The organism is Streptomyces sp. NPDC006552 (genome assembly GCF_040611655.1).
In the GTDB taxonomy this organism is placed as follows: domain Bacteria; phylum Actinomycetota; class Actinomycetes; order Streptomycetales; family Streptomycetaceae; genus Streptomyces.
Window position 1 is genome coordinate 1 of sequence record NZ_JBEXOS010000045.1, and the last position, 25464, is coordinate 25464.

Here is a 25464-nt window from a genome sequence, read left to right on the forward strand (position 1 = left end):
GCGCCACCACCCGCGCACCATCCACCACACTCAACGCACCCGCCACCACCGCAGCAGCAATCTCACCCTGCGAATGCCCCACCACCGCAGCCGGCCGCACACCGAACGACTCCCACAACGCGGCCAACGACACCATCACCGCCCACAACACCGGCTGCACCACATCCACCCGGTCAAACCCAGGCGCACCCTCCACCCCCCGCACCACATCCACCAACGACCAGTCGACGAACTCATCCAACGCGGCAGCACACTCCGCGAACCGCCCCGCGAACACCGGCGACGAATCGAGAAGCTCCACCGCCATCCCCACCCACTGCGCCCCCTGCCCCGGGAACACGAACACCGCGGACGACGCCCCGGCCACCACCGACCCCGACACCACCGACTCCCCCGCAACCACCACCGACCGGCACTCGAACGCCGACCGCGACCGCCACAACGACCACGCCACATCCACCGGATCCGCCGGGGCGGACTCCAGGTAGGTGGTCAGCTGACGGACCTGGGCTGTCACTGCCTCCTCGCTCCGGGCCGAGACGAGGAAGGGCAGGGCGGGCGCGGACTCACGGGTAGGAGCGGGTTCATCGGCGACGACCTCTCCGGGGGCCTCGACGATGACGTGCGCGTTGGTTCCGCTGATCCCGAAGGACGACACCCCGGCCCGGCGCGGGCGCCCGTCCGATTCGGCCCAGTCCTGGGTCTCGGCCAGCAATTCGACCGCACCTGTGGACCAGTCGACGATCCGGGACGGTTCCTCCGCCTTGAGGGACTTGGGTAGCGTGCCGTGCCGCATGGCTTGCACCATCTTGATGATCCCGGCCATGCCGGACGCGGCTTGCGTGTGCCCGATGTTCGACTTCACCGACCCCAGCCACAACGGCCGCTCGGCAGCACGCTCCTGACCGTACGTGGCCAGCAGCGCCTGCGCCTCGATCGGGTCACCCAGCTTCGTACCCGTGCCGTGCGCCTCGACCGCGTCCACCTCCGCCGCCGACAGGCCCGCATCCGCCAACGCGGTGCGGATGACGCGCTGTTGGGAAAGGCCGTTGGGGGCGGTGAGACCGTTGGAAGCGCCGTCCTGGTTGATGGCGGAGCCGCGGACGACGGCCAGGACCTGGTGACCGTTGGCCCGCGCGTCCGACAGCCGCTCCAGGAGCAGGACACCCACGCCCTCGGCCCAGTTGGTGCCGTCCGCGTCGGAGGCGAACGGCTTGCAGCGGCCGTCGGCGGCCAGTCCGCGCTGGCGGGCGAACTCGACGAACATGCCCGGACCGGACATGACGGTGGCGCCCGCCGCCAGGGCCAGTGAGCAGTCTCCGGCGCGCAGGGCCCGCACGGCGAGGTGCAGCGCGACCAGCGACGAGGAACAGGCCGTATCGACCGTGACCGCGGGTCCCTCAAGACCCAGGGCGTACGCGATCCGGCCTGATGCCACGCTCGCCGTCGTGCCGGTCAGGACGTGGCCCTCGACGGATTCCCCGGCTTCGTGCAGGCGCGGGCCGTACTCGGGCGCGGTGGCGCCGACGAAGACGCCGGTGGTGCCGGCGGGCATGCGGCGGGGGTCGAGGCCGGCCCTCTCGACGGTCTCCCAGGCGGTCTCCAGAAGGAGCCGCTGCTGCGGGTCCATCGCGGTTGCCTCACGCGGCGAGATACCGAAGAAGGCGGCGTCGAACTCACCCGCGTCGTGCAGGAAGCCGCCCTCACGGACGTACGTGGTGCCGGTGCGGTCGGGGTCGGCGTCGTAGAGGGCGTCCAGGTCCCAGCCGCGGTCGGTGGGGAAGGCGGAGACGGCGTCGGTCTCGTCGCGGACCAGGCGCCAGAGGTCTTCCGGTGTGCGTACGCCGCCGGGGTAGCGGCAGCCCATCGACACGATGGCGATCGGCTCGTCCGCGGCGGCGCGGCGTTCGGGGCGCTCGGTGTCGGTGGTGACCGTGGGGGCGGACAGGTGCGCGGCGAGACGCGCGGGAGTGGGGTACTCGTAGACGGCGGTGGCCGGGAGGCGAGTGCCCGACAGGGTGTTGATCCGGTCGCGCAGCTCCACGGCGGTGACCGAGTCGATGCCGAGTTCTTTGAAGGTCCGCTGCGGATCGATCTGGTCGCGGCCGATGTGGCCGAGGACTGCGGCGGCGCAGTCGCGGACGAGGTCGAGCACGTCGTCGGGGCCGGGCGCGGGCCCTGCGGTCCCGGGCAGGGCCGGGGTCTGCTCGGTGGGCGTTGTGGTCGCCGTGGTCCGGTGCGGCGTGGGGGTTCCGCCGGCGGCGTCGACCCAGTAGCGGCGGCGTTGGAAGGCGTAGGTGGGCAGCGGGACGCGGCGCGGGGCGAGGTCCGTGAAGGCGGGCGTCCAGTCGGCTTCGGCGCCCCGGCTCCACAGGGTTGCCAGGGAGGTCTGGAAGCGGGTGGCTCCGCCCTGGCCGCGGCGCAGGGTTCCGGTGACGACGGCGTGCCGGGGGCCCGCGGTGGTCTCGACGGTGTCCTGCACCGGTGCGGTCAGTACGGGGTGCGGGCTGACCTCGACGAAGGCGCCGTGGCCCGCGAGCGTGAGGGCGCGGACGGCCGGTTCGAGAAGGACGGGGTCGCGGAGGTTGTCGTACCAGTAGCGGGCGTCGGTGGCCGGGTGGTCGAGCCAGTCGCCGGTGACGGTGGACAGGAACGGTACGTCGGGGCGGCGGGGCGTGATGGGGGCCAGGAGGCGGAGCATCTCGTCGCGGACGGGTTCGACGTGCGGCGAGTGGGAGGCGTAGTCGATGCCGACGCGACGGGCGCGTACGTCCTCGCGTTCGGCGGTGGCGAGGATGTCGGTGACGGTCTCTGTGTCGGCGGAGACGACGGTGGAGGCCGGTCCGTTCAGGGCGGCGACGGTGACGCGGTCGCCCCAGCGTGCGACGAAGCGGACGGCGTCGTCGTGGGCGAGGGCGAGGGCGACCATGCCGCTGCGGCCTTCGAGGGGGACGAGGACCTTGCTGCGCAGGGCGACGACCAGCGCGGCGTCCTCCAGGCTGAGGGCGCCCGCGACGCAGGCCGCGGCGATCTCGCCCTGGGAGTGCCCGACGACGGCGGCGGGCTGGATCCCGTGCGACTGCCACAGGGCGGCGAGGGCCACCATGACGGCCCACAGGGCGGGCTGGACGACGTCGGAGCGGTCCAGCGGGGGTGCGTCCGGGTCGCCGCGCAGGACGGCCGCGAGGTCCCAGTCGACGTGCGGGGCGAGGGCGTCGGCGCATTCGGTGAGGCGGGCGGCGAACACGGGCGCGGTGGCGAGGAGTTCGGCGGCCATGCCGGTCCACTGGCTGCCCTGGCCGGGGAAGACGAAGACCGGACGGTGGATGTCTCCTTCGACCGGTCCGGCCGGGGGCGCGGTGGTGATGCCGTGGAGCAGGGCGGTGGTGTCGGCGGCGACGGCGAAGGCCCGGTGTGCCAGGTGGTTGCGGGTGGTGAGCAGCGACCAGGCGGTGTCCACGGGGTCGGCGCCGCTGTCGCGGACGTGTGCGGCGAGGCGGTCGGCCTGGGCGCGCAGTGCCTCGGGCGTGGCGGCGGAGAGCAGCCAGGGCACGGTGGCGGCGGGCCGGGGGTGCTGCCGTTGCGGGGCGGGCTCGGTCGGCGGGGCTTCTTCGAGGACGAGGTGGGCGTTGGTGCCGCCCATGCCGAAGGAGGAAACCCCGGCGCGCAGCGGGGAGCCGGGGGTGGCCGGGGTCCATGCGGTGGTCTCGCGCTGTACGCGCAGGCCGAGGCCGTCCAGGTAGATGGCGGGGTGTGGCTCGTCGTGGTGGAGGCTGGGCACCAGCCGGCGGTGCGTGAGGCACAGCACGGTCTTGAGGAGGCCCGCGATACCGGCCGCGCCTTCGAGGTGGCCGATGTTGGTCTTCACGGAGCCGACGGCGAGCGGTGCGCGCCGGCCCCGCGCGGTGCCGAGGACCGCGCCGAGGGCGGCGGCCTCGACGGGGTCGCCGATCCGGGTTCCCGTGCCGTGCAGTTCGACGTAGCCGATGTCCGCGGGGTCGACGCCCGCGCGGCGGCAGGCGGCGCGCAGGACGGCCGCCTGGGCGTCCGGGTCCGGGGTGGTGATGCTGGTGCCGGTGCCGTCGTTGTTGACGGCGCCGCCGCGGATGACGGCGTGGATGTGGTCGCCGTCGGCGAGGGCGCGGGAGAGCAGTTTCAGTACGACGAGTCCACCGCCCTCTCCTCGTACGTAGCCGTTGGCGCGGGCGTCGAAGGTGTGGCAGGCGCCGTCCGGGGAGAGCGCCCCGAACTGCGCGGCGGCCAGAGAGCTTTCGGGGCTGAGGTTGAGGTGGACGCCGCCGGCGAGGGCGAGTTCGCTGTCGCCGAGGCGCAGGCTGTCGCAGGCGAGCTGGACCGCGGTCAGGGAGGAGGACTGCGCGCTGTCGACGGTCATGCTGGGGCCGCTGACCCCGAGTGCGTAGGAGAGCCGGTTGGCGATGAGGGAGCGGTTGAGGCCGGTGAGGGTGTGGTGTCCCGTCTCCTGTCCGGCGTCCCGGACGACATCGGCGTAGTCACACGTGTCCGCGCCGAGGTGGACGGCGGTGGCGCGGGGGACGGCGCTGACGGGGATACCGGCGTTCTCCAAAGCTTCCCAGCCCAGTTCGAGCGCGAGCCGGGCCTGCGGGTCCATGGCGGCTGCCTCGCGGGGCGAGATGCCGAAGAACGCCGGGTCGAAGTCGGCGGGAGCGGACACGTATCCGCCGCGCAGGGGGGCGGTGCCGCCGTGCGGGGTGGGCCAGCCGTCGACGGGGACACCCGTGCGCCGGTCCTCGGGGGTGTCGGTGACGGCGCTGCGGCCCTCGGTGAGCAGGTGCCAGTACGCGGTCGGGTCGTCGGCGCCCGGGAGCCGGCACGCGAGGCCGACCACGGCCACGGGCTCAGGGCCCACGGCGGTATCGCGGATGTCGGTGGGCACCGGCTCGTTCATCGATGGCACTCCAAATACCGAGGCGAGAGGGCGGGGACGGCTCACACATTCGCATGGGGGGCGGGGCCGTCCGGCGGTCGGAGGAAACGCTCTAGGGGAATCTCTAGGCACGACGACGGCCTTGGCGTCGGGGCCGGACCGAGCGGTTTCCGGCAGGCGGGCCCGAATGCGGCCGCGGATCGTAACCAGCGGGAGTTGCGGCCGCAAGAGGCGGAGTTCTAAGCGAATGCTGGATTTCGAGCGGGCACGCTGGGAGGGCGGCCGTCGGCTGCGTCTGCCCCGGCATGGTGTGCGGGGCGGTGCCCGGTGCGGTGCGCCGGGTGCGAGGTCGCACTTCCCGGATCGAGAGAAGGGCAGAGCCATGGCTCCGACAACCGCGCCTGCGTCGCGCGGCGAGGAGGCCCGCACACGGGCGGCGCTGGCCGCTTCGGCGGCGACCGTCGACGGCGGTGTGCTGAGCGACGTGGAGCTGGCCGCGTGGCTGGAGGAGCGGCGCCGTGCGCAGCCGCAGCAGGTGGAGCGGGTGTCGTTCGCGGACCTCGACGGCTGGCGGTTCGAGCGGAGCACCGGTGACCTGCGCCATGCGAGCGGCCGCTTCTTCGCCGTGCACGGGCTGCGGGTCCGCTCGGACTTCGGGCCGGTGGCCGAGTGGGAGCAGCCCATCATCGACCAGCCCGAGATCGGGATCCTGGGCATCGCCGTACGGGATTTCGACGGCATTCCGCACCTGCTGATGCAGGCGAAGTCGGAGCCGGGCAACGTGAACGGGATGCAGCTGTCGCCGACGGTCCAGGCGACGAAGAGCAACTACCGCAGGGTGCACGGCGGTTCGGCCGTGACGTATCTGGACTGTTTCCGGCGTCCCGCGCCGGGTTCGGTGGTGTCCGACGTGCTCCAGTCGGAGCAGGGCTCCTGGTTCCTGCGCAAGCGCAACCGCAACATGATCGTGCGGGTCGGCCCCGAGGTGGAGGCCGGTGAGGACTTCGCCTGGCTGACGCTCCGTCAGGTCAACATGCTGCTGGGGCAGGACAACGTCGTGAACATGGACGCCCGCACCGTCCTGTCGTGTCTGCCGGACTGGCGGCCCGGCGCGACCGGGCCGGCCGCCTCGTTGCACACGGACACCGAGATCCGCAGCTGGATCACCCGGCGGCGGGCCGAGCACGACGTGCACGTGGTGCCGATCGGTCTCGCGCAGACCAAGGACTGGCGGCGCGACCCGCACGCCGTGTCCCACCGGGACGGCCACCACTTCAGCGTCGTGGCGGTCGACGTCATCTCGGGGCGGCGGGAGGTGGCGGCGTGGTCGCAACCGCTCCTCGAACCGCACGGCACGGGCACGGCGGCGCTGTTCGTCCGGCGGATCGGCGGCGTCCCGCACGTCCTGCTGCGCGCCCGCGCCGAAGCCGGTTTCCTCTCCGTCGTGGAGCTCGGCCCGACCGTGCAGTGCACCCCCGAGAACTACGCGGACCTGCCGCCGGCCGCGTGGCCGCCGTACCTGGACGAGGTCCGCGAGCGGCGCGGCTCGGCCGTCTACGACGTCCTGCTGTCGGAGGAGGGCGGGCGCTTCCTCAACGCGCAGAGCCACTACCTCATCATCGAGGTCGAGGACGACATCCCCTTGGTGTCGGACGAGTTCGCCTGGGTGTCACCCCGCCAGGTCGACGAACTGCTGCGCTACAGCCACCATCTGAACGTGCAGGCACGCACCCTGATCGCCGCGCTGAGGTCGCTGTGACGGCGCCCGCGGCCGGGCCGCTGCGGCTGGGAGCGATCGGCACGTCCTCCATCGCCTGGCGGCGCGTGCTGCCCACGGTGACGCGGATGCCGCAGTGGGAGCTGGTGGCCGTCGCCGGACGCACGGCGAAGAAGGCGGCCCTGTTCGCGCAGCACTTCGGGTGCGCGGCCGAGGAGGACGCCGAGGCGCTGCTCGCCCGCTCCGACATCGACGCCGTGTACGTGTCGACCCCGACGGCCCTGCACCACGAGTGGGCCGAGCGCGCGCTGCGCGCCGGCAAGCACGTACTGGTGGAGAAACCGCTCGGCACCGACGCCGCCGAGGCACGCTCGCTGTGCGCGCTGGCGGCGGAGCGGAGTCTGACGCTGCGGGAGAACTTCATGTTCCTCCACCACCCGCAGCACGACAGGGTCCGCGCGCTGGTGGCCGACGGCCGGCTGGGGCGGCCGGCTTCCTTCCATGCCGCGTTCTGCATCCCGCCCCTGCCGGACGACGACATCCGCTACGACGGCGGCCTGGGCGGCGGCGCGCTCCTCGATGTCGGCGTGTACCCGCTGCGGGCCGCCGCGCTGCTGCTCGGGCCGGGCCTCGAAGTGGCCGGCGCGACGCTGCGCACCCGGGCCTCGGACGGCCTCGACCTGTCGGGGCAGGTACTCCTCGTCTCTCCGTCGGGGGTGCTGGCCGAGCTGGAGTTCGGCTTCGAGCACACCTACGCGTCGCTCTACACGCTGTGGGGCGACCGGGCCCGGCTGACCGTGACGCGCGCGTTCACCCCACCGCCCTCCCACCAGCCGACGCTGGTCATCGAGGAACAGGACCGCGAGGAACGGCTCACCCTGCGTGCCGCCGACCAACTGTCCTTGCTGCTCGAAGAGTTCGCCGCGGCGATTTCCACGGGCGCGGACCCGGGGCCGCACCCGGGCTCCATCGCCACCATGGACCTTGTGGACGCCATCCGCACGACGGCACGGCGGGTTCAGGTGGACTGACAGGCAAGGAGCCGCAGGGTGAACACGGACGTGTCTCCGTGCGGCTACGAACTCTTGAACTCTAGGAAAAACCCGATCATGATCCGGCTAATCTGAGGCCATGATGGCCAAGGCAGCCAAGACGAACACCCGGACCTTCACGCAGAATGCACGGCGAGCCCAGATAGTTCAGGCGGCTATCGAAACCCTCGCCGAGTCCGGATATGCGAAGACATCATTCACGAGGATCTCACAGCAGGCACAACTCAGCAGCACCGGGATGATCTCGTACCACTTCTCCGGTAAACCCGAGCTGTTCGCGGAAGTTGTCCACACCATCATGGAGAGGGCCGACAATGTAGCGGCCGCGCATATGAACAAGGAGAACACATATCGCGGAAAGCTCAGCGCGTACATCACCTCCCACTTCGACTTCGTCGCCCGCTATCCGCTCCATACCCAGGCCCTCACCGAGATCGTCCGGATGGTCCGGGACCAGCAGATCACCGGCCTGGAGAACGCCGAACGCAGCATCATGTCGGTGGACCGGCTCGTCGCGCTCCTCGAACAGGGCCGTGGAGCCGGGGAGTTCGCGGACTTCGAATGTTTCACCATGGCCCTGGCCCTGCGCGGTGCGATCGACAGCGTCCTGCGCCACCATCTGTGCGGTGTGGCGATGGACCTCGACCGGTGCGCCCGCGAACTGGCGGACGCGTTCGACCGCTGTACCCAGGCCGTCCAGCGCACGCCGTAAGGCCCTCCCCCTGGAGCACACTTCATGACCTCCCCCACACCCAGTCCCGAACCCGCGGCGACACCCCCCACCGCGCCCGAAAAGCCCTCCTCGCGCTGGGGGTTCGTGATCACGGTCGTCTGCGACATCGTGTTGCCCGTCGGGCTCTACTACGTGCTCCGCGCGGCCGGTGCGAGCGAGATCACCGCCCTGCTGCTGAGCGGTTCCGCGCCCGCGCTGCACACGCTCCACTCCGCCGTACGCCACCGCAAGCTGGACGCCATCGGCGTCTTCACCCTCGCGCTGCTGGTGGTGAGCGCGCTGGCCTCGCTGCTCACCTCGGACCCGCGTATCGCCCTCGCCCGCAACAGCCTGTTCACCGCGCTGGCCGGCGTCTGGCTGCTCATCACCCTGTTCACCGCGCGCCCCTTCACCTACCAGGCCCTGCGCACGCTCCTGTCCGGCCGCGCGGCGAAACTGGAGCGGTTGTGGGAGTCGGACGGCGCCTTCCGCCGCGTCTGGCGCGCCCTGACCGTGCTGTGGGGCGTCGGCCTGCTCTGCGACGCGCTGCTGCGGCTGATCATGGCGTACACCCTGCCCGTCGACACCGTGCCCGCTCTGGACGGTGCCCTGTACGCGGTGTCGTGGATCCTGCTCCAGGTGATCACCCAGATCGTCCTGTTCCGGTCGGGCACCCTCACCAAGATCTTCGGCGACCTCAAGCCGGGGCGCCGCTCCTTCGCCGCCGTGTCCTCGCAGCAGGACACCCACGACTGACCGGCCACCTCCCCCGCCCCGCGCGCCCGCCGCGCCGCTGGGCGGGGTGCTCCGCCGGCTCCCTCAGTGCTCGCAGAGCGAGAACTCCCGTTCGTAGAGCTGCTCGTTGTGCTCGTCGACGAAGAACTTGCGCTCCTGCATGAGCTGTTCGCGGTAGCGCCTGGCCTCGTCGAGCGTCATGGTCGAGGTGTCCGCCCACGGCTGCTGCGGCGGCACGTCGGAGGTGGAGACGATCGTCCGGCCGGGGTCGACCAGGAAGAACGCGAGAATCTTGCGGTGTCCCGGGCGGGCGGGGTCGGTCAGGCGGAACGGGCTGACGCGGTGCTGCAGGACGTTGGGGAACGCCAGGCAGCGGCCGGCCGGGGTCACCGCCGATCCCAGTGTCTGGTTCAGGGCGTCCTCGTCCTCCAGGCCGTAGACCTCACGCAGTCCGTCGTCGTCGTTCTGTTCGTACTCCGGGTCGTCGAGTGCCGTCCGGAAGCTCAGCCGGCTCTCGGTGATGTTCTCGCTGTCCCAGTAGTAGATGCCGGTGGAGACGATCCTCTCGTTCAGCATCCCTTCGACGTGCCAGGAACCTCCGGCGTACGCGGGCCGCTGCGGGGTGAGCTGGATCGTGGCGAGCTTGACGATGACCTGGAGACGGCTGCCGCGCAGATCGACCCGGGCGAAGTCGGCGGGTGGCTCGGGCGGGCTGAAGTCCGGGGCGTCCGGGACGACCGGCCGCCGGTTCTGCCACCAGTCGTCGTAGTCGCTGCTCCACGCCCGGACGGCTTCCTTGTACGCCTCGGCGTCGTCACCGAAGGCGGACTTGGTGGGATGGACCGGGTGCGAGTCGTACCACCCGTAAGGGTCGGTCTTGATCCGCGGGGGCCGCGGATGGCGCAGATCGGTGAGGACGTTCTCCAGCAGCGGGCGCATTCGCGCGAACAGCTCCGGCAGGACCGCGTTCAGGTCCCGGTGCCGCTCGGGGTGGACATTGTTGACGTACGAACGGAAGGTGACCTCGCCGTCGTCACTGACATCGGCGTCCGTCGGCAGCCACTGGAATCTGGTGGAGAACTCATACGCCGAGTGCCGGTCCGTCGGGTTGTGGAAGGCTCGCTCGGGGGCCCCGCTCACCTCGTTCACCAGGCAGAAGAGGGAGGGGTGCACGAGGTCGAGCACCTGACCGCCGGATCCGGGGTGCCAGTCCTTCGCCGCGTCGGGGACCTCTTCCAGCACGCGGACCGCGTCCCGCAGCCGGGATCGCAACTCCTCGTCGATCAGGGTGTCCGACTGCCACACCCCGTCGACCCCGGACACCTCGATGCCGGTCCGTTCGTCCCGCAGAGCGGCGTAGTACGCGAGTTCGGCGAGCACGAAGCGCACCTGCGCCTCGGTGAGGCCCTGGTCGATCGCTTCCCGGGACCACCGGCCGACGATCTCGGCGTCGTCCTTCTTGTCGAACCAGCGCGGCTTCGCACGGAGGTGAGCGCTGCACTGCATCATCTGCAGTTCCCGCAGCGTCCGGGGCGCCGCGAACGGTATGGAGCGGGAAGCGTGGAAAGGCAGCGGAAACGCGGACAGGCCGGTCAACGTCGTGGGTCCTCACAGTCGGTGTGCGAATCGCCGGAAGGCTACTGGATCGCAGCTGCTCTCATGGATTCAGGTAGGGGTCCTGTGCCAGGCGCCGGTAGGCCGCGAGCGATGACGGTGAGGAGTCGATCCGCCAGTGGCGTTCCTTGTCGACGTCGAACCAGACCACGGCCTTGATCAGCGGAAACCTGGCCTTCAGAGCCGGGACGACACCGTCGATCCAGGAGACCTTGCTGCCGCCGGCCTCGTCGGAGCCCATCTCACCGATGATGACGGGCTTGCCCTTCGCGGCGAGTTGCTCGTAGATGTCGGCGAAGAGGTCGGCGAAGCTCTGCCACGGGAAGTCCGGATCGGACCTGCCCCAGTTGTACCCGTCGACACCGGTCCAGTCGACGTACCGGTCGCCGGGGTAGTAGTCCATCGCCGGCGGCGCGTCGGGGCTGTCGGTGACGTTCGGGCACCACGTCCAGACGACGTTCGTCGCGCCCCGGTCCACGAAGACGTCATGGATGTGGCGGTACGCGGTGATGTACTTGTCGGGATCGTGTCCGCCCCAGCCTTCCTCCTCGTTCATCTCGGCCGCGAAGTCGAGGAAGAAGGGCCTGCCGAGCGCCTTCGCCCCGTCGGCCCGCCGGCGGATCGTGTCGTCCAGCTCGCCGCCGATGATGTCGTCGAAGTCGATGCCGAACGGCTCCCAGTTGATCAGCGGGATGCGCCCCTGCGCGAAGTCCGTCCGCGTGGCGGGTGCGCGGGCCCAGTCGTCGCTCCAGTCGTAGTAGGTGAGGTGGACCGCCGGTGTGCGTCCGATGCGCGCGTCCGTCCGGGCGACGGTGCCCGCACCGTAGTAGTGGCCGAGCAAGGCGCCCTGCTCAGGGGCGAGAGGGGCCGTGCCGGCCGACGCGGAGGGGGTGCGCGGGGCGCGGTCCCGCGCGGCTTGGTGCGGGCCGGAGCAGGCCGTGGCGAGCGCGGTGAGCGTCAGCAGCAGCACCGTCACGACGACGCCCGGGGCGGCGCGGCGGGGCGGTGTGCTGCGCGGGTGCGGCTGTTCGGTGGCGTTCAGGCACCTGAGGTGGGTGTTCACGTCTGCACTGTGCCGATCTGTTCATGAGGGGACGATGAGGCGCTCAGGACGTGGCGTGCTCGGGGAGGGTGAGGGCGACGAGAGCCCCGCCGCCGTCGGCCGCGGCTGCCCCGGCGGTCCCGCCGTGGAGCTCGGCGACCCACCGCACGATGGCGAGGCCGACGCCGATCCCGCCGTGACCGGCGGTCACGCGGTCGCCGAAGACCTTCTCCCGCTCCTCCTCCGCGATGCCGGGTCCGTGGTCCCGGACCGAGATCCGGCCCGCCGCGACCCGTACGTCCACGGGTGACGGCCCGTCGGGGGTCCTGCCGTGCCGCAGGGCATTCTCCACGAGGTTGCGCACGGCCTGCGCGAGGAGATCCGGGTCGCCCCGCACGATGGTCGGCTCACTTCGCACGACGATACCCGCGCCGGCGTCCGGGTGTTCGTCGACCACCTGCTCGACCAGCTGGTCCAGCCGCAAGGGTGTGAGCTCCAGCTCACGGCTGCCCGCCTGGATACGAGCCCGGCTCAGCAACCCCGCGACCAGGCGATCCAGGTGATCGACGAGGCGCACGGCCTCCGGAGCACCCGGCTCGGCGCGGGCGCGCGCCGTGGTGTCGCCCTCCACAGCGAGCCGCAGGACGGCGAGGGGTGTCCGCAGTTCATGTGCTGCCTCGGCCAGGAACCGCTCCTGTTGTTCGAGAGCGCGCAGCGCCGGGCGCATGCTCCGTCCGGACACGTAGTGGCCCGCTCCGGCCGCCGCGAGCGTCAGGACGGCGCAGCCCGTGATCAGCCAGCGGAGCAGTTCGGCGTGGTCGCGCTGGTGCGGCGTCAGCTCGGCCGCGGTGACGACGACCGCCTCGATGTCCTCGGCGCCCCAGACCGGGGCGGTCGCAAAGCGCAGCTCTGTGCCGTCGGCGCCCGTCAGGGTCGCCAGCACTGGCTGCTGGGTGCGGACCGTGGACGTCCAGAGGTTTGCGCGGCCGGTCTCGCCCGGCAGCACCGTGCGCGAGGGCCGTACCCAGCGGACGTCGACGGGACCCGGGCCGGCGCGCTGCAACACCGCGGTCACGGCCGAACGGCTCGCGAGGCCGTCCTCCGCCAGTGGTTCGAGGTGCAACGCGCCGCGGTCGTCCACCCAGACCGCCCGGGACAGCGCCTGCGCGCGCCCGCTCACTTCCGCGTCCCGGCTGCGGGACGCGGACCGGGAGTCGATGGCGGCCGCGACGACCACCAGCGCGATCAGGGAGACAGCGCTGACGGCGGCGTAGAGCAAGGTCAGCCGCCACCGCATCCGGCGCAACCTGGCGGCCGCGGGCCGGTCGGTCCTCACGCCGGTGCGCCGATACGGTAACCGACGCCCCGGAGGGACGTGATGAGGTCGGGAGAGCCGAGTTTCCGGCGCAGTTGGCCGATCACCACGTCGACCACGTTCGACATGGGGTCGCTCATCTCGTCCCAGCAGCTCTCGATCAGCTCGCTGCGGGTGAGCACCTGTCCGGCCCGTGCCATCAGGGTCTCCAGCACGGCGAACTCCTTCGCCGTGAGCGTGAGCAGCACCCCGGCCCGGCGCACCCGCCGGCTCGGCAGATCCAGGGTCAGATCCTCGACGACGAGTTCCGGCAGCCGGGGCGGCTGGCCCCGGCGGCACAATGCCCGTACTCGCATGGTCAGTTCGGTCATGGCGAACGGTTTGACCAGATAGTCGTCAGCGCCGTGTTCGAACCCCGACACCCGGTCGTCGACTGTGCCCAGAGCGGTCAGCACCAGGACGGGCACCGGCCGTCCTGCGCCGCGCCAGCGCTTGATGAGAGCGAGCGCGTCGCCGTCGGGCATGCCGCGGTCGGCGATCACGCAGTCGTACGCGTTCACGGACGCCTTGAGGTCGGCCTCCGCGAGGCTCTCGGCCCGGTCGGCCGCGAAACCCGCGCCCCGGAGTCCGGCGGCGATCGTCACACCGAGATCAGGGTCGTCTTCCACCACGAGCACGCGCATGACCAGCGAGTTTACAGATGCAGCGGGTTGCGGCCGGGCGCACGGACAGGGAGACTGCGCAGCGCCCTGAAGGCCCGTCACCGTCCGCTCGTCCCCGGCGTGGGGGCGGCAGGCGTGCTCCACGGCACCGGCGGGCGCCCCCGCCGCCGCAACAGCCCGAACGCGCCGCCCCCGCGCCACCCCCTCAGGGCACATCCACGTCGTCGAAGAGCGCGAGCATCCTGGTCAGGACGTGCACGCACGCATCCACGTCGGCGTCGGTGAGGTCGCCGCCCACCTGCCGCAGGGCCGCGTGTTCGCGGGCATGTACGGCGGTGATGGCCGCGACGCCGTCGGCGGTCAGCCGGATCAGCGAGGACCGCTGGTGGGCCGGGTTGGCAACGGCCTCCACCAGGTGCTGCGCCGCGGCATCGTTGACCATGCGCTGCACGAACTGCCGACTGAGCGTCTGCGCACGGCCCAGCTGAGGGACGGTCATGGGCCCGTGCTGGCGCAGCAGGTCGAGGACGGCGCGAACGCCGACGGACAGCCCCTCGATCGACTCGTCCTGTTCCACCTTGCGGTACACCCGCCGGTACAACGGCCCCACCAGGTCGAACACCTCCGTCAGTCGGTCGGCGAGCTGGTCGGGCGGCAGCGGGGTTTCGGAGCCTTTCATCCCCCAAGAATGACACCTCTGTTGCCAACCTCGACAGAAGATGACACCTTGGTTGTCATGATTGCTTTCGCTGACCATGCCGAACTGCATTCCTTCCCCACCTCCGACGGCTCCCTCGCCTACCGTGACGTCGGCACCGGACAGCCGCTGGTGCTGCTCCACGCCGGGTTCTACGACCACACGATGTGGTCCGAACAGCTCCCGGCGTTCGCGCCGCGCTACCGGGTCATCGCACCGGACGCCCGCGGCCACGGCGCCTCCGCGAACGCGACCCGGCCGTTCCGTCCGGCCGACGATCTGGCGGCGCTGCTGCGACACCTCGACGCCGGCCCGGCGGTGCTCGTCGGGATCTCGATGGGCGGTGGCACCGCGGTCGACACCGCGCTCGAACACCCCGATCTCGTCCGCGCCCTGGTCGTCAGCGGCGTGGGAACCAGCGAACCCCACTTCGAGGACCCGTGGAGCCTGGAGGTTCTGGCGGAGCAGAACGGTGCCTTGGCCGCCGGTGACATCGAGGGCTGGCTCAACGGACACGTGCGCGTCGCGGCGGGCCCGCACCGCTCGCCCGCGGACGTCGACGCGGGCATCGCGCGGCACCTACGAGCGATGGCGTCCCACACGATCTCCAAGCACACGCCCGATGAACCGGACCACCTCGTGCCCGTCCGGCAGACCTGGCAGCGTGCGGAGTCGATCGGCGTCCCTGTCCTGGCGATCAACGGGGCCCTGGACGGGAGCGATCACATCGCGATGGCGGAGCGACTTGTCCGCGCCGTACCTGACGGCCGCGCCGTCTCCCTGGAGAACACGGCCCACTTCCCCAACATGGAGTCCCCGGCCGAGTTCAACACCCTCCTGACCGACTTCCTCGAAACCCTGCCGAACTGAGGGCTGTTCCGTAAAGGCTCTCGGACCGGCTTCGGGCATGGTGGGCTGCAGTGCGGTGAGTGGTCTATCCAGCGAGGGACAACTGCGCCCGGTCCTCCAGCGGCAGACTCCACGGTCGGCCCCTTCGGGCCGCGTCCGCACCCTTGCGCCGCAGAACCGTCACCACCTTCCCGAGCTGCCGCGAACTCAGCCCGGTGACGGGGCTACCCACGAGGACTCTGACGCCGTAAGCCTGCCAGCCATGCGGCAGATCATTTCAGTTGCCGACCCATCCCTCTCGACTGATCCTGGGCACCAGGCATGCAAGGAGGAACAGGATGGGGCTCATGCTCTCCCCTGGAGACGATGACGTGACCAGCCCGGACGTCTCCTGGTCCTACACCGGCTTCAACATGTTCAGGGAGTGGTTGGCCGAGGCCGAGGGCTTCACCCTGGCGGAGATGAACGGATTCGGTGGAGACCGCAAGTGGGGCAGCGTCTCCACCACGCTGGCACCGCTACTCGCCCATCCAGACGACGAAGGGTCTCTCACGCCTGCTCAATGCGCGGCCATGCTGGCCAGGCTCGAGGCAATCGCATGCGAGCCACACGAGGATGGAGACCCCGTCAACGAGCGACGCGTCGACGATGTGCGCCAACTGGTCGCCGTCGTGAAGTACTGCTTGGAGAACGAAGTCGAGCTCGTCTTCTGCTGACCGCCGCAGACTGTCTGCTGTCGGAGACGCCAGCAGTTACGGGACAGTCCGTTGGGCTTGTCCCGTCCCGATCATGTTGGACTCCTTCGCGACTTGTGCGAGCGAGCCGCGTAGCCCGGGGCAGCGCCCACAGGTCGTCAATGGCCAGGGTGAACGAGGTGGAACTCAACTACAGTGCTCCGCCGGCACATTGGCGTAGGCCCCAGCCCGGTACTCCCGCTAGAACCGGCGACACCCGCGGACCTGTTCGCTTATGACGGGCGTCCGCCGAACTGCCAGTTGTGCACCTCGATGTCGGCGTACCGACCCGGGGTGAGGAGGGCGCGTGCCGTGCTCGGGTCGGGCGCTCGGACCAGCGCCGCGGTGCCCAGCCAGGCGGTGCCGTCGTCGGACAACAGCGGTCCGTAGGCGATCAGTCCGCTCTGATCGCGCGGCACCGCGAGATCGGCGGCTTGTCCCGCGCCGAGTCCGATCACCAGGTACCGGTTGCCGTCGGTTCCGCCACCGGGGAAGTCCCACATGGTGCGCCCCAACGTGTTGCGCCATCGCCGCAGCAACACGTCCCGATACACGCCGGCCTGATAGTTCGGCTCGTCGCAGGCGAACGCACGGGCGGCGGCGGGATCGGGCAGATCGACGATGTGCACGCTTCCGGTGGGCGTGTCGCCGTCGTCGGCGAGCGTGGGCCCCCGGGCAATCATCTCCTTTGCGTACTGGTCCATGTAGGACCAGTGCTCCTCAATCAGCTCGTAGCGCAGTGGCAGGGAGGCAGGCCGGTCACGGTGGTAGCAGAAGAACTCCATGCCTAAAGATCTCCCTACGGCGAAGACGAGTCGAGCGGGTTTCGTGCCACGGTTACTTGGGGGTCGCTAACAGCACTCGCGCGGGGTCTACCCGTGCAGCGCGCTTGATCGCGGACCGCCCGGCCGCCCGGGGCGCGGGCACCTTGTCGGGCCACGTCCGGTGAGCCCGGATGCGCGGACATGCGGCCGGCGCGCCCAGTGCCGGTCGCATGTCCGCGCACACCGAGGCAACTCGGCCAACCGCCCATACGTAGTGCGGCACATGCCTCAGACGACCACGACACGCCGTCCCCGCGTGTGACCCGCCTGGCTGTCGATGTGTGCCGCGGCCGCGTCGGCGAGCGCGTACGACTTCTCGACCGGGATATGGAGCTTCCCCTGCGAGATGAGCGCGGCGGCCTCGGTGAGGGCGTCGGGCACGCTCCCGGCGACGCCCGAGAACCGGACCCCGAGCCGCGGCGCTTCGAGATCGGCGATGGAGATCACCTTCTGTGGATCACCGGTCAGCTCGACGAGTTCGTGGATCACCCCCGAGCCGGCCAGGTCGAGGGCGGCGTCGACACGACCGAGCCGCCGCACCCGTTCGACCCAGCCCGCGCCGTACGTGGTGGCGAGCGCCCCGAGGCTGCGCAGGTACTCCTGGTTCGCGGCGCCTGCCGTGCCGATCACGGTGATGCCGCGGTCGCGGGCGATCTGCAGCACCGCCGATCCGACTCCCCCGGCCGCACCGCTGACCAGCAGCGTCTGCCCGGACTCCACACCGACCTCATTGAGGATGCGCAGGGCGGTCTCCACCACGGACGGATATCCGGCGGCCTCTTCGAACGTCAGCCCCTCGGGCATACGCGCCCAGGCCGACAACACGGCGAACTCGGCATACGTACTCGCGCCTTCGCCGAACACATGGTCACCGGCCTCGACCCCTACGACTCCCGCCCCGACCTCGTCCACCACACCGGAGGCGTCAAGGCCGACCCCCGCGGGCAGTTCGATCGGATGGGCTCCCAGGACTTGTCCTTCACGGACCCGCCAGTCGACAGGGTTCACGCCTGCCGCCCGTACGGCGATACGTATCTGGCCGGGGCCCGCATGCGGCTCCTCGGCGTCGATGAGGTGCAGGACGTCCGGGCCGCCGAACTCGGCGAAGCTCACTTTCTTCATGCCGGGGACCATAACACTAACCGTTAGCCTTTCGTATCCGTTACGAATTCGCGGCTGATAGCGTCAGCGCATGACCGTGCTGCCCCCCGGACGCCGCGAACGCAAGAAGGCCGCGACTCGTCAGAAGATCGCCGACGCCGCCCTGAGACTCTTCCTGGAGCGCGGCTACGACGCCGTGGGCATCCGTGACGTGGCCGCGGAGGCCGACGTAGCCGTGACCACGCTCTTCTCCCACTTCGCCTCCAAAGAGGCCCTGGTGTTCGAACAGGACGAGGATTTCGAGCACCGCCTCAGCCGGGCCGTCACCGGCCGGGCGCCGCACGAACCCCTCATCCCGGCGCTGCACCGCGAGATCCAGGCCCTGGTGCGGCATTGCACGGCCGACGACGCCGCCCCGGTCTGGCGCATGATCGACGCGTCACCCGCCCTGCGGAAGTACGAGGAGTCGGTGCGGCTGCGCCACGCGGAGGCGGTGGCGACGGCCATCGCCGCCGACCCGGATCTGGCCCCGACGGCGACGGCGAGCCGGACGATCGCGAGGTTCGTGATCGATGCCTACTCCGTGGCCCGTGAGGCGGCCGACCCGGAAGCGGCGGTGGACGAGATCTTCCGGATGATCGAGGCAGCATGGGAGGCAGCATGGGAGGCCGCCTGCTCAACGCCGTCGCCTACCGGACCTCCCTCGTCATGACCGCGCGGACGGGCCGGGTCCTTGGGACGAGCGCTCTGGTGCGGCGGCGTCGTCCGGGGAGCGAAGGTGCGGATCGTCAGGCCGGCGGCCCGTCCGCGAGCTGGTTGTTGCGGTCGATCTCCGGCATGTGCGTCTCGGCCCAGAGCCGCAGGGCCGAGAGCGGTCCTTCGAGCGAGAGGCCGAGTTCGGTGAGGCGGTAATGGACGGCGGGCGGCACGGTGGGTTCTACCCGCCGCGCGACCAGGCCGTCCCGTACCAGGCTCTGCAAGGTGGTGGACAGCATCTTCTGCGAGATGCCCGGGATGCGGCGCCGCAGTTCCGCGAAGCGGAGTTCGTCCGGGGCCTCCTCCGCCAGCGTCTTGACCGCCATCGACGTCCACTTGGTGCCGATGCGGTCGAGCAGCTTGCGGGTCGGGCAGTACGGGTCCATCAGGTCTCCGCGGAGCCCGGCCCGATGTCCGGCTACGCCGTCGCGCCTGGACGTGGTCACCCGGAGCTCACCACCTGAAGGGAAAGTGCCGTCTTGGGCGGGCCAGGCTAGTTCCCTAGCGTGACCTTGTCACCTTTCCGCACCACGTCCTGGAGCCTTCATGCCCGAGCTGCGCCGCGTCTCCGTCAACGGTGCCGAACTGAACGTAGCCGTCGCCGGAACAGGCCCAGCCGTCCTGCTCCTGCACGGATTCCCGCACACCTGGGAAGTGTGGACGGACGTGATGGCCGACCTGTCCGACCAGTACCGCGTCATAGCGCCCGACCTGCGAGGGTTCGGCGCGAGCGACCGGGCCGCGCCCGGCCAGGACGCGGCCACCCTGGCCGACGACGCCGCGGCCCTCCTCACCGCTCTCGGCGAGTCCTCGGCCGCGGTGGTGGGCATCGACGCGGGCGCCGCACCGGCGTTCCTCCTCGCCTTGCGCCGTCCCGGTCCGGTCCGGCGTCTGGTGGTCATGGAGTCCCTGCTGGGCAGGCTGCCGGGCGCCGAGAAATTTCTCGCCGAGGGGCCGCCGTGGTGGTTCGGCTTCCACAGCGCCGCACCGGAACTCGCCGAGTCCGTCCTCGCGGGCAACGAAGCGGCTTACATCGACTGGTTCCTACGCGCAGGCACCCTTGGCGACGGAGTGCGCCCCGCGATCCGGGACGCTTTCGTCCGCGCGTACACGGGCCGCCAGGCGTTGAGCCGCGCGTTCTCGTACTACCGGGCCCTGCCCGAGAGCGCCCGGCAGATCGAACGGGCGGTCGCCGGCGCCCGCCTGTCGGTGCCGACGCTGGCCGTGGGCGCCCGGCCGGTCGGGACCGCCCTGGAAGACCAACTCCGCCCGGTCACCGACCACCTCACCGGGCACGTCATCGAAGACTGCGGCCACATCATTCCGCTGCACCGGCCTGGCGCCCTGCTCGCGCTGCTACGCCCGTTCCTCGCGGGTGAGGAGGTCGAAGCGGCGTAACGACGGCGGAAAGCCACCCGCGGGATGGCGTCCGGCTCGGCGCGTACCCGCTGGGCGAGTCGGTACCGCGCAACGGAAGGCCGCACTCCGTCAGAAGCGCAGGGCCCGGAGATCACGGCGTGACCATGGTCGCGCTCACGACCGTGTTGTCGAGATAGCGTCGCGCCGCGCGGTCGTAAGCGCCGCCGCAGGTGATCAGACGCAGCTCGGCGTCGGGTGTGGAACCGTAGACGGCCTCGGTGGGGAAGTCGTCCTGGGGGTATTCGGCTGTTCCGCGCACCTCGAAGACCGATGTGCTCCGATCGGCGCGGGTGATCTCGACGCGGTCGCCGGGGCGGAGTCCGGCCAGGTCGGCGAAGACCGCGGGGCCGCTCACCGTGTCCAGGTGCCCCGCGATGACGGCCGGGCCCGCCTCGCCGGGCGACGGCCCCTCGCGCCACCAGCCGACATCCGTGTAGCCGGCGGGAGCGGGCAGCCGGCCCTCGGAGTCCAGGGACAGGGATGCGATGGCGGTGTCGAGGTGGAGTGCGGGGATACGTAGCCGGGCCGGGTCCGCCGCATGGGCGAGCGGCGCGGGCAGTGCGCGGGAGCCGCGGTCCGCGGGGCTGCGTGCCGAGGCATGGGACGGTGGGCGTGGCGTTGTGGGATGCGCCTGACTCGTCTGCCTGCTGGGGGCGCGGTCGGGCCCGCGGGCCGGGCCGGTGCCGACTACCCGGGCGAGCACGGGGGACAGCGCGACCAGGACGCATGCGGCGACGGCCACGATCAAAATGAGGTCGAGCCCCTTGTCATGGCTGGGAGGCGACGAACCGGTCATGACATGCGCCTCCCATCCACGTCGTGATGCGGGAGCAGCACATCACGTCTCGTACGTTCGGACTCAGCTGTCGTGCCGGGCGCGGCGGCGCAGCACGACGACGCCCCCGGCGGCGAGTGCGCCGGCGGCGGCGATACCGATCGGGAGGCCGGTGACGGTGCCGTCGGCGGCCAGCCCGCCGGAACCGGCCCGGACGCCGCCCTTGGGGAGGTCCGTGGTGGCCGCCGGAGTCGAGTCGGTCGACGAGGACGTGTCGGTCGACGAGGACGAGTAGCCCGTGTGGTCCTCGCAGGCCTTTCTGTCGTTGTCCCGGTCGAGACGGTCCACGTTGCCGGGGTGAGAGTTGTACCAGGCCTGCGCCTCGGCCTGGGACGAGAAGTCTGCGCAGTCCTTGTCGGCGGCGTAGGCCGTGCCGGTCGCGGGGACGAGGACCGCGCCCGTTGCTGCGGATATCAGCAAAGCGGATATCAAACGCATGAATTCCTCCACTGTGTGCGGCGTGTCACTTGACAGTTACACAACGTAGGTGCTTGGAGGGTGCTTCGCGACTTGGTGCATCGGCACCGGGATCCGCTTCGCCTTGCCAAGGCTGGGAGCCGCCCACGTCCGGATGACTCTCGGTGACGGAGGCGTCATTCGGGTGGGGCGGGGTCGGCGAGCGCCCGGCCGACGTTCACCAGGACGGACCGGGTCCGAGATGTGATCGCAACTGCAACGCCTACGGCTTCGCCTCGGCTCTACCCCGAAGTCGTCCTGCGTCGTCGAGCCTCTCACCCGTCTTGCCGGCCGCCCGCCAAGCGGCGCCGCCACCAACAGCCGGCACGCCACTGCCGATGAGCGGCGAACGGATCCGGCAGCGTACGCCTGACGTAGCTCGCGTCCAGAGCACGCACGCGAAGACGCAATTCCCGCCGGGGCCGAGGCGGCAACTGCAACAAGACCTCCTCAAGGATGTCGCGGGCATGCCGCACATCCTCGAAGGAGCAGCCACGACACGAGCACTCCTCATCCTGCGGGTAGAGGGGACGTCGCCCTGGTGCTCGCAGAAACGCTCGGTACCGCCGCAAAGCACGGTCGGTCGCCCCGGGGTACACGTAGTAGTCGCCCGAAAGCCTCTCTATTCGATCGATCGCAAGGCTGGTGCGGTCGGAGAGGCCATGGATGCGGGCTGGCGGCTTGCTCCACGCGACACGAGGGGACTGTTCAGCGCGCAGCGCGCCGGGCCGTCTACGCGGCATCGGCCTTTCGGTACTTGGTCATGGACATCATCATGCCAGCGTCCACGCCCCGATGCCGCCAGGAATCGTATCCGGCCTCAGCCCGGCGGCCCGGCGCTCAGCTTCGAATGCTCGCGCCGGCGGCGCTGGGTCAAGTCCACCCCCACCTCGCACAGTTGAGAGGACGCGGAACCGATGAATCATCAGCCCGACGAACGCACAATGCGACCTACCGGTCACTCGTCTGCTGCACATCTTTCCGAGTGCAGGAACGGTTGTGTGCAACATGAACCGTGTAGCACCACATTATTCTCCGGCCACCGCAGTATCGGATACACCAGACAGCGCGAGGGCGCGCCTGGGCCGTACGGGCGCCTCGCCGCGCGTGGAGGCGGCGACCGTGCCCCTGCGCGGACCGGACCGAGCCATCCACTTGCCTTACTCCGCCGCACCCGTGCGGCACCTTCCTACCCACCTTGTACATACCGAGATGCCTTACGTCCCCACGTCCAACCCACCACACGGCTACGGCATTTCCTGGCACTACGACCGACGGCAGCACCGCCGTGCATGAGACGTCGGGACGCCACCGCCGTTCCCAGCCCTTTATTCCTGGCCCCTCCACCGCGAGCCCGACGCCATCCGGCTCCGCTCCCCAGCCGGACGGAGTCCTTCCGCGCCTGGACGCCCTGCCCTCGCACTGGGACCCCACGGAGGAACTCGCCTACCTGCTGAGCGAGGCCATCGAGCACGAGACCACCCACCAGGTACCGGACTTCACCACAGACGGCGCCCCCACCCTCGTGGGATCCGCCGATCCGGCCACCGGCGAGGGGGACGACCTTGAGCGTTCTGATCCTGACGACGCCGACCCCACGGCCGCTGAGATCGCCACCGCGGACCTCAACCGTCTGCAGCCCTCGCCTGCCACCCACCGGCACCGCTCTCGGGCCCGCCCTCGGAAACGGTCCGCCGGTGCCGGGCTGCTGCGGCTGACCAGTTGGGCCATCGCCATCGCCGCCGCCGTCACCGTGTCCGTGGTGTGTGTCTTCGGCGGTATGGTCAGCTACCACCCGCTGCGCCAACTGGCCCTGCACCGCACCACTTCCTACACCGTGAACGCCTGGCCGTTGCTGATCTACGGTCCCTGGATCGTCGCGTCCCTGTCGGTCCTGCGGGCCGGACTCCACCGGCGTCGCGCCGCGCACTCCTGGGCGGTGGTGCTGCTGTTCTCGATCGTCGCCATGGTGCTGTGTGTCGCACAGGCCGCGCACCGACCGCTCGACGCCGCAACAGCCGCGCTGCCCGCGCTGGCCGCGCTCGCCTGCTTCCAGCAGTTGATGCGCCAGATCACCCTCAGCCGCCCGCCCCGCCAGAGCCATCCTCGCCACCGTATCCGGCGCGGACCCGCCAAGTCCCCACCGTCGGCCTGACCGGTTCCGTGCGGGAACTCCGGCTTCCGGCACGGAACCAACACCGGCAGGCGAGGGGGTGTTGCTCATCAGCGACGCCAGCGGCACACGTATCTGATCGCGTCATCGGTCTTCGGATGTAGGTCCGCGGCCGCTTACGGGCCGGAACCGGTCCCTGCCAGCATCGCGCCATGACACATGCCTGGCCCAACCATCTTGACGTAGGAGCGGTCCGGTTCGCCCGGCCCACCGCCAAGTACGACGAGGTCCTGCACTTCTACCGCGACGTCCTCGGGCTGCCGGTACTCGCCCGGTGGCGCGGTCACCACGGCTACGACGGCATGGTCCTGGGGCTGCCAGGCACACCGGTCCACATGGAACTCCTGCACCACGGCGCTCAGCCCGCCATCCCTGAGCCGCATCCGGAGAACCAGCTGGTGCTCTATCTGCACGGCCCCCAGGCCGTCACCGTCGCAGCACGCCGGCTCGCGGACCACGGCTACGATCCAGTACCGGCCGCCAACCCTTACTGGGCCGAACACGGGACTGTCCTCTTCGAGGACCCGGACGGCTGGCTGGTCGTCCTGGCCCCCTGGGTCTTCGGCGCAGAGGCCCCGCCGGCCTTCCAGGCGTGAACTGGACGGCGGTACTGCGTGGGTTCTCTCGTCGCGGTTACGCCGTAGCGCGGCGCCTCGTTCGCGCCATCCGGGCAAGTCGGCCCGCTGCCCAGGCGACAGTCAGAGCGACGCTGACCACGGCGAGGCCGATCGTTGAAGCGGCGGGTGTCGTGATCCAGGCCGCGCCCGCCAGCAGGACCGCGAACACGTGCCGAGGTCGAGCGTCCGGGCGCGCCGAACGGACGGCCAACAGCAGGAGTGTGGGGCAGAGTCGGCCGATCATTCCCAGGGACGGATCGGCTGCCCCCGCGAGTGCCGCGGCGAGTGCGGGCAGCCAGGTCAGGGTGGCGAAGCCCGCTGCCAGCCGGCGTTCCGTGCGGGCCGGCACCGCGGCCCCCGGCATAGCGGCCACCGTGACCAGCAGGGGGATCAGCCACGGCGAGGTGCCGACACCGAAGACCGTCGGCAGCAGGGACACGACGCCCAGCATCCGGGCGAGCGGCCACCGGCCCAGGCAGGCCACCGCCCCCGCCATCAGGACGAGTACGTGTACCGCTGTCGCGGGGTGTGGCATGCCCGGCGTGGCGCCGGTGAGCAGCGCGTGTGTGGCGGGCGCGGTCAGGTCGGTGGCCGCTGTCGCGCAGGCCGCGGAGAGTGCGTAGGGCGCGGCGGTGAGGAGGAAGCGACCGGCGGGGTGGCCGGGACCGGTCCGCGTCCGGATGCGCAGTGCGTGGGCGGCGATGTCCAGTTGCTCGCGGAGCCGGGTTGCCCGGCCTGCTTCGCTGGTCGCGTCGTGGTACATCTGCTGGATCTCGGGGCCGTGGGCCGTGCGGTAGCGGCGCGGATAGAGGGCCAGCACGGGCAGGGAGCCCTGGGTGTGCGGAGTGACGGTCATGCGGTGGCTCCGGTGGGATCGACGGCGGGATCGCCGGTGGACTGCTTGAGGCGGCGGGTCGCCTCGCGGGCGGTGGCGGTGATGCGCCGGACCTCCGCGGTGAGCGTCTGGCGCCCTTCCGAGGTGAGCGTGTAGGTGCGCCGGAGCCGTCCCTCGACGTGCTCCTCGGCGAACACCCTGACCAGCCCCTCGGCCTGGAGGCGTTCCAGGGCGCCGTAGAGGGTGCCGGTGCGCAGCCGCACCCGGCCCTGGGAGATCGTGACGACTTCCTGGCCCAGCGCGTACCCGTGCCGAGGGGCATCCGCCAGGGCCGTGAGGATGAGCAGGGTGGGCTCCTGCAAGGACTTCTTGCGTTCAACCATGATCGGATCATAGTCCGGCGACTGGAGTAT

General features: G+C 70.8%; 23 protein-coding genes and 1 pseudogene. 10 read left to right on the top strand and 14 right to left on the bottom strand.

Annotated features, from left to right (window positions below):
• A partial coding sequence (locus ABZY33_RS23985; RefSeq protein ID WP_356493697.1) for a beta-ketoacyl synthase N-terminal-like domain-containing protein occupies positions 1-4927 on the bottom strand: 4927 nt, incomplete at its 3' end.
• Positions 4928-5288: 361 nt separating this feature from the next.
• Between ABZY33_RS23985 and ABZY33_RS23990 the strand changes: the two genes are divergently transcribed.
• The 4 genes from ABZY33_RS23990 (at position 5289) to ABZY33_RS24005 (ending at position 9143) form a co-directional block, all read left to right on the top strand.
• Entirely contained in the window at positions 5289-6665 is a 1377-nt protein-coding gene (locus tag ABZY33_RS23990) for an NDP-hexose 2,3-dehydratase family protein (RefSeq protein WP_356493698.1), read from the top strand.
• Positions 6662-7654 carry a Gfo/Idh/MocA family oxidoreductase gene (locus ABZY33_RS23995; RefSeq protein WP_356493699.1) on the top strand — a complete coding sequence of 331 codons (993 nt, stop codon included), beginning with the start codon at positions 6662-6664 and terminating at the stop codon, positions 7652-7654. The genes ABZY33_RS23990 and ABZY33_RS23995 overlap by 4 nt, the downstream gene beginning before the upstream one ends.
• A gap of 103 nt (positions 7655-7757) precedes the next feature.
• Positions 7758-8387, top strand: coding sequence for a TetR/AcrR family transcriptional regulator (locus ABZY33_RS24000; protein WP_356493761.1), 630 nt, complete (start codon positions 7758-7760; stop codon positions 8385-8387).
• Positions 8388-8411: 24 nt separating this feature from the next.
• Complete coding sequence (locus ABZY33_RS24005) at positions 8412-9143, top strand: VC0807 family protein (protein WP_356493700.1); 732 nt, start codon at positions 8412-8414, stop codon at positions 9141-9143.
• Between the two features lie 63 nt (positions 9144-9206).
• Here the strand turns inward: ABZY33_RS24005 and ABZY33_RS24010 are convergent, their stop codons facing one another.
• The 5 genes from ABZY33_RS24010 to ABZY33_RS24030 all read right to left on the bottom strand — a co-directional run bounded on the left by ABZY33_RS24010 (position 9207) and on the right by ABZY33_RS24030 (position 14434).
• On the bottom strand, positions 9207-10718 hold the full coding sequence (locus ABZY33_RS24010) for a DUF4246 domain-containing protein (protein WP_356493701.1): 1512 nt from the start codon (positions 10716-10718) through the stop codon (positions 9207-9209).
• A 61-nt stretch (positions 10719-10779) separates the two neighbouring features.
• Positions 10780-11799, bottom strand: coding sequence for a glycosyl hydrolase (locus ABZY33_RS24015; RefSeq protein WP_356493702.1), 1020 nt, complete (start codon positions 11797-11799; stop codon positions 10780-10782).
• 43 nt (positions 11800-11842) lie between these two features.
• Positions 11843-13114: a HAMP domain-containing sensor histidine kinase gene (locus ABZY33_RS24020; RefSeq protein ID WP_356493703.1), complete on the bottom strand. Its 1272-nt coding sequence runs from the start codon at positions 13112-13114 to the stop codon at positions 11843-11845.
• Positions 13111-13776: a response regulator transcription factor gene (locus tag ABZY33_RS24025; RefSeq protein WP_356493704.1), complete on the bottom strand. Its 666-nt coding sequence runs from the start codon at positions 13774-13776 to the stop codon at positions 13111-13113. Before ABZY33_RS24025 ends, ABZY33_RS24020 begins: the two co-directional genes overlap by 4 nt.
• Positions 13777-13960: 184 nt before the next feature.
• Positions 13961-14434, bottom strand: a complete 474-nt coding sequence (locus tag ABZY33_RS24030; RefSeq protein ID WP_356493705.1) for a MarR family transcriptional regulator — start codon at positions 14432-14434, stop codon at positions 13961-13963.
• A 57-nt stretch (positions 14435-14491) separates the two neighbouring features.
• Between ABZY33_RS24030 and ABZY33_RS24035 the strand changes: the two genes are divergently transcribed.
• On the top strand, positions 14492-15322 hold the full coding sequence (locus ABZY33_RS24035; RefSeq protein WP_356493706.1) for an alpha/beta hydrolase: 831 nt from the start codon (positions 14492-14494) through the stop codon (positions 15320-15322).
• 79 nt (positions 15323-15401) lie between these two features.
• Here ABZY33_RS24035 and ABZY33_RS24040 read toward each other — a convergent pair.
• A pseudogene (locus tag ABZY33_RS24040) lies at positions 15402-15565 on the bottom strand (IS5/IS1182 family transposase); the annotation flags it as partial.
• Between the two features lie 74 nt (positions 15566-15639).
• Between ABZY33_RS24040 and ABZY33_RS24045 the strand changes: the two are divergent.
• Positions 15640-16017 (top strand): hypothetical protein, encoded by a 378-nt coding sequence (locus ABZY33_RS24045; RefSeq protein WP_356493707.1) that lies wholly within the window; start codon positions 15640-15642, stop codon positions 16015-16017.
• A gap of 251 nt (positions 16018-16268) precedes the next feature.
• On the opposite strand, the gene ABZY33_RS24050 is transcribed toward ABZY33_RS24045, so the two are convergent.
• Both ABZY33_RS24050 and ABZY33_RS24055 read right to left on the bottom strand, forming a co-directional pair.
• Positions 16269-16820, bottom strand: a complete 552-nt coding sequence (locus ABZY33_RS24050; RefSeq protein WP_356493708.1) for a YciI family protein — start codon at positions 16818-16820, stop codon at positions 16269-16271.
• A 267-nt stretch (positions 16821-17087) separates the two neighbouring features.
• Positions 17088-17981, bottom strand: coding sequence for an NADP-dependent oxidoreductase (locus ABZY33_RS24055; RefSeq protein ID WP_356493709.1), 894 nt, complete (start codon positions 17979-17981; stop codon positions 17088-17090).
• 70 nt (positions 17982-18051) lie between these two features.
• Between ABZY33_RS24055 and ABZY33_RS24060 the strand changes: the two genes are divergently transcribed.
• On the top strand, positions 18052-18672 hold the full coding sequence (locus ABZY33_RS24060; protein ID WP_356493710.1) for a helix-turn-helix domain-containing protein: 621 nt from the start codon (positions 18052-18054) through the stop codon (positions 18670-18672).
• Between the two features lie 76 nt (positions 18673-18748).
• Here the strand turns inward: ABZY33_RS24060 and ABZY33_RS24065 are convergent, their stop codons facing one another.
• Positions 18749-19102, bottom strand: coding sequence for a helix-turn-helix domain-containing protein (locus tag ABZY33_RS24065; RefSeq protein WP_356493762.1), 354 nt, complete (start codon positions 19100-19102; stop codon positions 18749-18751).
• 160 nt (positions 19103-19262) lie between these two features.
• Between ABZY33_RS24065 and ABZY33_RS24070 the strand changes: the two genes are divergently transcribed.
• The gene (locus ABZY33_RS24070; protein ID WP_356493711.1) at positions 19263-20114 is read left to right on the top strand and encodes an alpha/beta fold hydrolase; all 852 of its coding nucleotides are present in this window, start codon (positions 19263-19265) and stop codon (positions 20112-20114) included.
• A gap of 112 nt (positions 20115-20226) precedes the next feature.
• On the opposite strand, the gene ABZY33_RS24075 is transcribed toward ABZY33_RS24070, so the two are convergent.
• Both ABZY33_RS24075 and ABZY33_RS24080 read right to left on the bottom strand, forming a co-directional pair.
• Positions 20227-20931: a class F sortase gene (locus ABZY33_RS24075; RefSeq protein WP_356493712.1), complete on the bottom strand. Its 705-nt coding sequence runs from the start codon at positions 20929-20931 to the stop codon at positions 20227-20229.
• A 63-nt stretch (positions 20932-20994) separates the two neighbouring features.
• Positions 20995-21408 carry an excalibur calcium-binding domain-containing protein gene (locus tag ABZY33_RS24080; protein WP_356493713.1) on the bottom strand — a complete coding sequence of 138 codons (414 nt, stop codon included), beginning with the start codon at positions 21406-21408 and terminating at the stop codon, positions 20995-20997.
• Between the two features lie 1306 nt (positions 21409-22714).
• Here ABZY33_RS24080 and ABZY33_RS24085 point away from each other — a divergent pair.
• Both ABZY33_RS24085 and ABZY33_RS24090 read left to right on the top strand, forming a co-directional pair.
• Positions 22715-23581: a DUF2637 domain-containing protein gene (locus tag ABZY33_RS24085; protein ID WP_356493714.1), complete on the top strand. Its 867-nt coding sequence runs from the start codon at positions 22715-22717 to the stop codon at positions 23579-23581.
• 170 nt (positions 23582-23751) lie between these two features.
• A complete protein-coding gene (locus ABZY33_RS24090) occupies positions 23752-24195 on the top strand; it encodes a VOC family protein (RefSeq protein WP_356493715.1) in 444 nt (147 codons plus the stop codon).
• A gap of 37 nt (positions 24196-24232) precedes the next feature.
• Here ABZY33_RS24090 and ABZY33_RS24095 read toward each other — a convergent pair whose 3' ends face one another.
• Together ABZY33_RS24095 and ABZY33_RS24100 are read right to left on the bottom strand one after the other, a co-directional pair.
• Positions 24233-25072, bottom strand: coding sequence for a hypothetical protein (locus ABZY33_RS24095; protein ID WP_356493716.1), 840 nt, complete (start codon positions 25070-25072; stop codon positions 24233-24235).
• On the bottom strand, positions 25069-25434 hold the full coding sequence (locus ABZY33_RS24100; RefSeq protein WP_356493717.1) for a PadR family transcriptional regulator: 366 nt from the start codon (positions 25432-25434) through the stop codon (positions 25069-25071). Before ABZY33_RS24100 ends, ABZY33_RS24095 begins: the two co-directional genes overlap by 4 nt.
• Positions 25435-25464 lie beyond the last annotated feature (30 nt).

Excerpts from the sequence above, each read along its gene's own strand:
- ABZY33_RS23990 (WP_356493698.1), top strand. The coding sequence starts at position 5,289 with ATGGCTCCGACAACCGCGCCTGCGTCGCGCGGCGAGGAGGCCCGCACA.
- ABZY33_RS24000 (WP_356493761.1), top strand. The coding sequence starts at position 7,758 with ATGGCCAAGGCAGCCAAGACGAACACCCGGACCTTCACGCAGAATGCA.
- ABZY33_RS24005 (WP_356493700.1), top strand. The coding sequence starts at position 8,412 with ATGACCTCCCCCACACCCAGTCCCGAACCCGCGGCGACACCCCCCACC.
- ABZY33_RS24025 (WP_356493704.1), bottom strand. The coding sequence starts at position 13,776 with ATGCGCGTGCTCGTGGTGGAAGACGACCCTGATCTCGGTGTGACGATC.
- ABZY33_RS24030 (WP_356493705.1), bottom strand. The coding sequence starts at position 14,434 with ATGAAAGGCTCCGAAACCCCGCTGCCGCCCGACCAGCTCGCCGACCGA.
- ABZY33_RS24035 (WP_356493706.1), top strand. The coding sequence starts at position 14,492 with ATGATTGCTTTCGCTGACCATGCCGAACTGCATTCCTTCCCCACCTCC.
- ABZY33_RS24045 (WP_356493707.1), top strand. The coding sequence starts at position 15,640 with ATGGGGCTCATGCTCTCCCCTGGAGACGATGACGTGACCAGCCCGGAC.
- ABZY33_RS24050 (WP_356493708.1), bottom strand. The coding sequence starts at position 16,820 with ATGGAGTTCTTCTGCTACCACCGTGACCGGCCTGCCTCCCTGCCACTG.
- ABZY33_RS24055 (WP_356493709.1), bottom strand. The coding sequence starts at position 17,981 with ATGAAGAAAGTGAGCTTCGCCGAGTTCGGCGGCCCGGACGTCCTGCAC.
- ABZY33_RS24060 (WP_356493710.1), top strand. The coding sequence starts at position 18,052 with ATGACCGTGCTGCCCCCCGGACGCCGCGAACGCAAGAAGGCCGCGACT.
- ABZY33_RS24065 (WP_356493762.1), bottom strand. The coding sequence starts at position 19,102 with ATGGACCCGTACTGCCCGACCCGCAAGCTGCTCGACCGCATCGGCACC.
- ABZY33_RS24070 (WP_356493711.1), top strand. The coding sequence starts at position 19,263 with ATGCCCGAGCTGCGCCGCGTCTCCGTCAACGGTGCCGAACTGAACGTA.
- ABZY33_RS24075 (WP_356493712.1), bottom strand. The coding sequence starts at position 20,931 with ATGACCGGTTCGTCGCCTCCCAGCCATGACAAGGGGCTCGACCTCATT.
- ABZY33_RS24080 (WP_356493713.1), bottom strand. The coding sequence starts at position 21,408 with ATGCGTTTGATATCCGCTTTGCTGATATCCGCAGCAACGGGCGCGGTC.
- ABZY33_RS24090 (WP_356493715.1), top strand. The coding sequence starts at position 23,752 with ATGACACATGCCTGGCCCAACCATCTTGACGTAGGAGCGGTCCGGTTC.
- ABZY33_RS24095 (WP_356493716.1), bottom strand. The coding sequence starts at position 25,072 with ATGACCGTCACTCCGCACACCCAGGGCTCCCTGCCCGTGCTGGCCCTC.
- ABZY33_RS24100 (WP_356493717.1), bottom strand. The coding sequence starts at position 25,434 with ATGGTTGAACGCAAGAAGTCCTTGCAGGAGCCCACCCTGCTCATCCTC.